This window comes from Castellaniella daejeonensis, assembly GCF_039523555.1.
Classification (GTDB): domain Bacteria; phylum Pseudomonadota; class Gammaproteobacteria; order Burkholderiales; family Burkholderiaceae_B; genus Castellaniella; species Castellaniella daejeonensis.
In genome coordinates this window covers 1-8,797 of the sequence record NZ_BAAAFN010000022.1, presented here as the reverse complement: position 1 = coordinate 8,797, position 8,797 = coordinate 1, and the positions used below count along the sequence as shown (strand labels likewise).

General features: G+C 64.0%; 2 protein-coding genes. Both read right to left on the bottom strand.

What is annotated here, in order from left to right:
• On the bottom strand, window positions 1-3,361 hold a 3,361-nt coding region (locus tag ABD022_RS14770), incomplete at its 3' end, for a retention module-containing protein (protein WP_343822181.1).
• Between the two features lie 271 nt (window positions 3,362-3,632).
• The coding region (locus ABD022_RS14765) for a type I secretion C-terminal target domain-containing protein (RefSeq protein ID WP_343822180.1) at window positions 3,633-8,797 on the bottom strand (5,165 nt) is incomplete at its 5' end.

Genomic DNA, 8,797 nt, shown 5'->3' with positions numbered 1-8,797 from the left:
TCGCCGCCGTCGCCTCGCCCGAGCTCGCCGCCAGGTCGTCGCCCAGCTTCACCGTCGGCACATCATCGATCACATTGACCGTGATCGTGCCGTCGACCGTATTGCCGTTGACATCCTTGGCCGTATAGTGGAAGGTCTCCACGCCATTGACGGTATTGTTGCCATTGTCGGCCGTTACGCCGTCCACTGGTGAAGTCAACGTATAGCTGTACGTGCCGTTCGCGTTCAGTACCAGCGTGCCATAGGCCCCATGACCATCCGTGCCGCTCTTGAAGACATAGCTGACCGCACCGTCCACGGCCAGCGTGCCGCCCGCCGTCTCACTATTGCTGCCCGGATTGCTGCCGCTGGGAAGTGCCGCCTCATCGACAGTCACAGTGGCGTTGTCAGCACCCAGGCTCACGTCGACCACGTTGATATCCAGTGTCACCGTCGAAGTATCGTTATCCCCGTCCGTAATGGTGTACACGAAGTGATCGACCATATCTGCGGTGACTGCATTGGAATTGGCATGATAGGTATAACTACCGTTGGCGTTCAGAATCAATGTGCCATAGGTACCGGCAATTCCAGCCCCGCCAAGATTGCCACTGACCGGCGCTGACGTGTCGGAACCTGCGGCCACTCCCGTCACCATGGCGCCGTCGGCACCCTGCACATCATTCGAACCGTCCGTCAGTACATTGCCAATCGCGACACCGCCCTCGATCACGCTGTTGACGTCGGCCACCGCATGCGGCGCATCGTCCACGATGTCAATCACCAGGCTACCCGTGCCCGAGGACTGGCCATCGACATCGCTTACCACCACATCGAAGCTCGCCGAGGAAGGATCGTTCAGCGTGTTGTCCAGCAGCGTGTAGCTGTAGTGGATCTCCCCAGCACCGCTCGCCGCATCGTACGTGTAGTACGCGCTCACCGTGCCGCGCGTGCCATCGGCAAACGTCGTCGGAAAATCCTCATCGGCGCTCAGGGCGTGGCCGCCCAGGCTGACCGTGCCCACGCCATCCTTCGAGGTGAACGCGATCACGCCATCGGCCATGGTCGGCTTCGTGCCGTCCGAGCCCGCAGGCTCACCATCGCGCGCCGCCAGACCCGCCTCGTACACCTGCGTGTCCTCGCCGCCCGCCGCAGGAATCTCGCCCAGTGTCGGCACCGAGTTGCCAATGTTGATCGTCAGCGTCGCCGTGTCGTAGTCCGTGTCGCCGTCGCTCAGCGTGTAGGTGAACACGTCGCTCACACCACCGGCCGTGCCCGGATTGCGCACGTAGCTGTATGCGCCGTTCGCGGCAATCGTCAGCACACCATACTGGCCCGCAACCACCAGATTGCCCGAGCCGTCCGTCCCGGACGTGTTGCCCGGCTCATTGTTGCTCACAATGGCGCTCACCTGTGCGCCATCGGCGCCTTGCACATCGGCATTGGCCGTGCCGCCAGCCGTGCCCTCGCCCGTGATCACATTGCCCGTCTCGGCCGTGAACTGCCCCGCGGCCACATTGTCCACATCCAGATGCGCTGTCGGCGTATCGTCCACGATCTTGATGCCCAGATCCTGGCTATCCGTATCGCCATCCGCGTCCTTGGCAACGACCGTGAAACCATCGGTCGTTGCAACGCCGCTCACATCCGGAGCATGGACCAGCGTATAGGTGTAATCGACCGTGATCGTGCCGTCGGCTGCCTGGCTGTACCCATGCAGCTCCATCGTGCCATACTGGGTGGTCACCGTTTTGGGTTCGGTACCCAACGCTTCCAGTTCGGATCTGCTCAGCACCAGCGCGGCCGGATTGCCGCCAGCATCGGTATAACCCAGTGTCACCGCTTCCGTATCGTCGAACCCATCCAGTGCTTCGATCGTGAAATGGGATTCCGCGATCAAATCGGCAGGCGCAGGCTCGCTGCCCGAGGGCAGGCCGCTTTCATACACCACGCGATCCGTCGTGTCGCCCGACACCGGCTGGTCATTGTCGCCAGTCTTGCCAGGAGGCACATCGACCGTCACGCGGTCATCCGCCCCCGTAACCGTGATCACCAGGTCCGCCTGCGACGTGTCGCCATCCCCGTCGGTCAGCGTGTATTTGAAGGTTTCAGTAACCTCCTCGCCTTCGCCCAGCGTCTGGAGGGCCAGATAGCGATCATCCCCTTCCGCCGCCAGTGTGTAGGTGTAGTGGCCTTCGGCATCGATCGTCAGGTCGCCATACTGGCCATGAATCTCGATCGTTCCGCTGGCAGGCACTGTCTCGCCATCCACCGCGCCGGGAGCCTGGATGCCCGTCACAGCCGAACCATCGGCGCCCTGATCGTCCGCCTGGTCGCCCGCCGCAGCGCCATCGATGCTCAGGACATTGCCGCTCACCGATGTGCCGTCCTCGCCGATCGCATTTGCGTCGTCGAACGCCGCCGGCACCGTATCCGTGATGTTCGCCACCAGATCCGCCGTGGTGGAGCGGCCCAGGCTGTCATTGACGATGATCGTGATGCTGTCGGGCAGCGCGTCCTGGTGCAGGGGATGGTCCAGCGCACCGTCGGACCGATAGGTATAGTCCACCCGCCCTGTTGCCGGATCGTAGCCGGTCAAGGCCAGCGAACCCTTTTCCGTATCGATGACGATCGGCGTGGCGCCCGGGGAAGACAGCAGCGTCAGATTCGCCAGGGTCACGGTCACCCCGCCGGGCTGTCCGGCCTCGGGAGTGAAGGTGAACTGCAGGTTGCTCAGCCCCGCGGCCGCGGTGAAGGAGAACGAACCGGACAAGCCGGCTTCCGTGTTGTTTTCAGGGATGGAGAAAACGCCGGCGGGCACTTCGGGACCGCCCTCGCGTCCATCGGGATCGTCACTGACGTCGATCGTCGGCCCTGCCGGGGTCGGCGCGGCGTCGGCAGCCGCAGCCGCCCCGCCCAGCTGCACGAATTCGGGTGTTTCCACGCCCGGGCGCGGATAGGCCAGGCCCAGCGGCGTGGTGGTCTCCGTGATGCTGGCCAGGCGCGTGAAGCTGGCACCGCCACCACCACCGCCCGTCAGCACCGCGGCCGTCGGATCCAGAATGGCAAACGGATCCTGGCCCGCATCCAGCGCGGCCAGCACCTGGTCGACCACCGGATCGGCCGGCGGCGTCACGGCATTGTCGGCCGGCTGGGGCTGCGCCGCAGCCAGGTCCTCGGTGACCAGCATGTCGGTGTTCTGGCCCACGATCACCGGCGGCACGCCCGACGCCTGCAGCGTCACGCTGGCGCCCTCGTCCGTCATGATGTGCGCGTTGACCGGCACGCGCATGCCTTCGTGCAGCGCAACCAGCGTGCCGTCGGATGCGCGCATCCAGGCCTTGCCGGTGACATGAGTGATCAGAACGGTATCGGTAGCCATGACAGTTTCCCCGGTGATGAATTCGGCAGCGCCAGCCAGCGAGTGAAAGACGCAATGGCGGCGATCTTGTATCGGATGCTACGCATACGCTGATGAACTTCGTATTGGCGGAAAAGACAATACGGGCAGCAAGGATGATCAGGGAAAACACGAGACCCAGGACAGGACCCTTGCCCACCGCGGCCATGCCGTGTTCACCGGCCCAAGATGCAAGAAGCCCGCGCCCCGGAAGCACCGGGAGCGCGGGCAAATGACCTGCGAAAGGAAGAACTTAGCTTTGATCCACCTTCAGCTTGCCATCATTGATGAGGCTGTTGATGAGCTGAGCCTGCGTATCCCCGGCATGGCCGGTCGTCAGGTCGACATTGTCGATGACGATCTGCTGGGTCACATGATCAGCCGCCGTACCGTCGGCATTGACCTTCACGTCGATGACGGTTCTGCTGCCGTCCCCACTGATATGCAGGTACTGCGTCAGATCGCCATGATCGCCTGGTGTGGCACCATCCGTATGGCCCTGCAGCAGGTCACTGAGATCCAGCGTGTCCTTGCCATGGGCGCCGGCTGCATCCACGCCGAAATCCCTGACATGATCCACCGCCGCCGGCTGCCCGGCCTCGGCCTGATCGCCCAGTTTCCACACGAAGACATCGTCACCGGCACCGCCGTAAAGGGCATCGCTGCCCGCTCCGCCGATCAGGGTGTCGTTGCCGCCCTGGCCGTAGAGAACGTCATCACCGGCACCGCCATCGAGGGCGTCGTTCCCGCCCCGGGTGTCGCCCGACACGTTGAACTGATCGGAATGATCCTTGATGTAGTCGTAGATGTCCTGGTTCGTCGCATCGTGACCGCCCAAGACCTCAGCCTTCAGGTACGCCTTCAACGCATCCAGGCCCGAGCCGTCCGGCAGGTTTTCCGGACGGCCCGCCCACGACAGATTGTCGGTGTTGATGACATCGCCGAACAGGATGTCGTTGCCGTCGCCGCCCGACAGGGTGTCGCTGCTGACCGGCAGCGGATCGATGCTGTCCGGTCCGCCGCCCTGCAAGGCGGCATTCAGGCCGTCGGCATCGTTGACGATTTCGACCTGGCCGGCGTCGGCATGGACCCAGCTGCCATCATCGAGCTGTACCCATTGCGGTCCGGTGGTGCTCGTATTGTCGAAGAACTTCAGGATGCTCTCGTTGATGCCGGCGCCGATGCCGATGGCATGGACCTCGCCGTAACCCGCGACCTGCTGGAAGTCGTCCAGGGCGTTGGCCACGTCGCCATAGTTCGTATAGCTGCCGCCCCCTTCGCCAATATGAGTCGTGGGATTCCCATCGGTCAGAAAGAAGGTCAGGTCCTTGTAGCTGGCATCGGACGGCAGCGACTGGAACCAGTCCCCCGCCTGCTTGAATGCGTCTTCGTAGTTGGTCGCGCCGCCAGCCGTCAGGTCGTCGATCTTGTCGATCAGGGCCGCCAGTTTCGTGGCATCGAGATCCTTGAACACATAGCCCGATTGCCCGTGGTTCGGCGTGACATCCGTCGCACTGCCGGCAAACCCGATCAGGGCCACGTTGACCTTGCCATCGTGATTCGCCAGCTGCGCGGCGAGGTTCTTCAGGGCTTCCTGGACGAGTTCCATGCGGGAAATGGGCTGGTCTTCGTAGTGGCTGGTATCGACCCAATGTCCTTGCAGAAACCCGGTCCATTGCCACTCCCTACTTTCCACCCAGACCGGTTTGGTCTCTCCAGAATCATCATTCATCGAACCGGACGTATCCACCACCAGCGCGATGTTGTAGTTCTGGCCCGGGCGCACCGTGACGTCGGCCCCGCCCGGATCGCCCAGCAGGATGTCGTTGCCGACGTTTCCGGCCAGGACGTTCTGGTCGTTGGTGCCGGCCACCAGCTTGTCGCCGACCAGGTGGATGTCCACCGTCGCGGTGTCCGTGCCGCCCTTGCCGTCGGAGACCTGCACCGTCAGCGTGTCGGTCTGCTCCTTGCCGAACAGGTCATCGACCCTCGAGCCGTCGACCCGGATTTCCCCGGTCACGGCGTCGATGCTGTAGGCACCGTCCCCGTTGCCGCCGGTGATCTGGTAGCTCAGGGTATCGCCATCGACGTCGTGCGCCTGCACCGCGCCCACGGCCGCCGAGCCGTCATGCGGGTCCACCGCCGTGAAGGCATAGGCGTCGCTGTTCGGCGGCGTATCGGTCGTGTCGGCGCCGCTGAGGAATTCCGGCGGCGTGTTGGCCCTGGACGTGACGTCGAACGAGGCCGCCACCGAATCGTCGTCGCCGTCCGTGCCCGTCACGTGCACCGTAAAGCCCAGTGCGTCCGCCGGCGTGGTCTGGGTATACGAGAGCTCGTTGCCGAAGGAAATCTTGATATCGTGCTTTGCGTTGGTATCAAGACCGGTCACGACCGCCTTGTCGAAGTCGGCGAAGGTCGCCCCGGCGGCCAGCAACTGGGCCGGGGTAATTTCCAGCGCATCGGTATTCTTGCCGATATTCACGGTGATCGTCTCGGATTCGGCGCCATGCCAAAGCGTGACCGACACCTTGCCCGCGGTATCCACCTTGTAGATTTCCAGCTTGAAGCCCGACACGGACTGGTCGAAGTTCATCGTGAAGCTTTCGTTCCGCTGGAACCACGTGTTGTTGACGCCGAAACCATGGCCGTTGTTGCCATTCAGGGTCGCACCGCCGGAGGTGGACAGTTCCACGAACCCCCAGTCGTAGCTCGTCCGGGGAGAATTGGGTGTGTCGCCCGCGGGCAGATCGACCGTAGCCGTCGTGCCCATCCGTTCGCTGTGCTGGACGACGCCGTAGGTGCCGTCGCCGTTCAGGGTCACGGTGAAGACCGCGTCATGCGTGTTGCCAGGCGCGAAGATATCGATGGAATTCCCGCCCGTCGCGCTCGTGGTCCAGCCGTCGGGCAGGCCGGTCACGCCGGACACCGCCAGCGACGCACCGACGACGTCGGCGCCTGTATGGAACTCCAGTACGCCGGACGTCTCGCCCACGTCGTTGGTCAGGGTGGCGTCGGTGACCTGGCCGAATTCCGGACTGTCGTCCTCGATGTTGATAGTCAGGGTACCGCCGCTGGTGCCGCCATGATTGTCGGCGACCTGGACGCCGATGCCCAGGGACAGCACGTCTTCGACGCCATGGCCCGGGGTCCCGTGGTCGGGATGGTCGATCTGGCCGGACAGGGTGACGTCATAGGCGCCGGTGTCGTTGATCTTCACGGTGATCACGGGAACACCGTCCACCGTGCCGGTCAGGGTGTGATCGCCGTCCGACAGGGCCCAGACGACCGGTTTGCCCTGAGAAGTCAGGGCGTCGTCCGCCGGTTTCACCAGGGTGACCGTATGCGTGTCCCCGCTGTCCGGATCGGCGATGGCCAGTGTGCCGGAGGCCGTCTTTTCGTCGCTCGTATCCGTGGGGGTGCCGGAAGCATCCGGCAGGCCATGAGGCAACCCTTCCTCGGACACCGCCGCCGCGCCGTCGGCGATGGAGGGCGCGTGATTGAGCTCCGGCAGGCCGATGGTGATCCGGCCGACCGACGGATCGCCGTCGGCGTCGGTGACCGTGTAGGAAGCCGGCAGCGCATTCAGGTGATCGCCGTTCGCATCGGTCAGGGATTTATACTCGAAAAATTCCCACTTCCCGGTCGCGGGCGACAGGATCAGCTGGAAGGCCAACTCGCCGTTGACCATGCCGTTCAGCACGGTACCCTTGCCCTCGGAGGAGAACTGGATCTCTTGCCCATCGGCATAGATCGTGCCGGCCGCCGGCGTATTCCACTGGGCGCCGCCGGCGCCGTCGGCGCCGTATTGGTAGTCGAGCTGACCCGAACCATAGGCCAGGGCCTGGGGCAGCTCGGAACCGCCGAAGGTGATGCTCTTGACGGCGAAGTCGCTGTTGTCGCTGAAATTGGTGTTGCCGTTGCTGGTCGCCCGGAACACCAGCGTGTCGAAGCCGCCGAAGCCATTGGCGTTGAAATCCGCCGCGTAGTTGCCGGACCCGGCGTTGGAATCGAAGGCCTGCTCGCCGACCTTTTCACCGTCCCGCCAGAACTCCACGACCCCGGATTCGAGTTCGCCGCCGAACATGACGGAGAATTCCACATGGGCGCTGTAGGCGACCTTGCCGTCCTGCAGGGCGACGGTCAGGGTTTCGGAGGCGCTGCTGCCATCCGCAAAATTCCGGAAATCGACTTCGCCCGGCAGGGCGTGATAGGGCTCGCCACTGCTCATGACGCCCAGACCATTCTCAGTCTGGAGAACATTGGCGCTGGTCAAGGTGGAATCCGTCGCCGTCGAGAAGCCCTGCCCTGTCACCGTGATGGCGCCATTATTGAAGCCCAGCAAGGTGCCAATGGAATCCCCCGTGAAATCCACCGTCCCGACATAGACATCCGGAATGCCGGTCAGGCCGGCGGAGCCCTGGGCCTCGGGGGTGCCCACATACGGGCTGTCATCCTCGACACGCACAGTGATGGAAGAATCCACCACGCCGCCATGACCGTCATCGACCGTGATCGGAATATTCAGGTTGAGCACGTCCTCGGCCGCGTCGGCCGTGATCGGATGGTCGATGGCGCCCTTCAGCGTCACCGTGTAGTCGTAATGCCCATCAGCGCCGGGCGTCAGGTCGATCTGGATGATTTCACGATAATCGTCCTGTCCAGGCGTACCGACATAACCGGTCAGCGCATGGCCGCTGGCATCGGCGGTCCACTGGATGTCCACGCCATGCGATTGCAGCGCGCCGGTATAGCCGGCGGGATGTGTGGGGCTAACCGCCGTCACACCCGTGCCCAGCGTCACGGTCGGCGTATCCCCATCCATGTCCGCGACGGTGAACGAGCCCGACGCCGCGGGGTTGTCGGTCTGGTCGCCGCTGGGAACATCGTTTCCATGGCCGGCGATGCCGTCGTCGTAGTTGCCGCCAGCCGCCGTCAAGCCTTCTTCGGAAACAGCCACGTGGCCGCCATCCTGGCCGAAGGTGATCGTGGGATCGTCGTTGGCGCCCTTGATGTGGATGGTCAGCTCGGCTTGCGACGTGTCGCCGTCATTGTCCGTCAGCGTGTATTTCAGGACGAAGTCCTTGGTCTCGCCGTCGGCCAGCGCCTGAGTGGCCGGCTTGGAGCTGTCCAGGGTGAACTTCCAGTTCCCCAGGGCATCCAGCGTCAGCGTGCCATATTGCGACAGGTCGGCCTGCGTCGCCGCATTGTCGCCGGCGTTCCAGGCAAAGCCATCGAACAGATCGTTCGGGCCGTCCGCACCCCAGCCGGTGTCGTTCAGGAGCACATTGCCCCCCAGGACCGCGGCGGCGCCGTGCGCGTCCTCGGTCACCGTGCCGCCGTTGTCATTGACCGCCAGCGGGCTGTCGTCCTGGATGTTCACGGTCAGGTTGCCCGTGGTCGTCGCGCCGTGATTGTCCG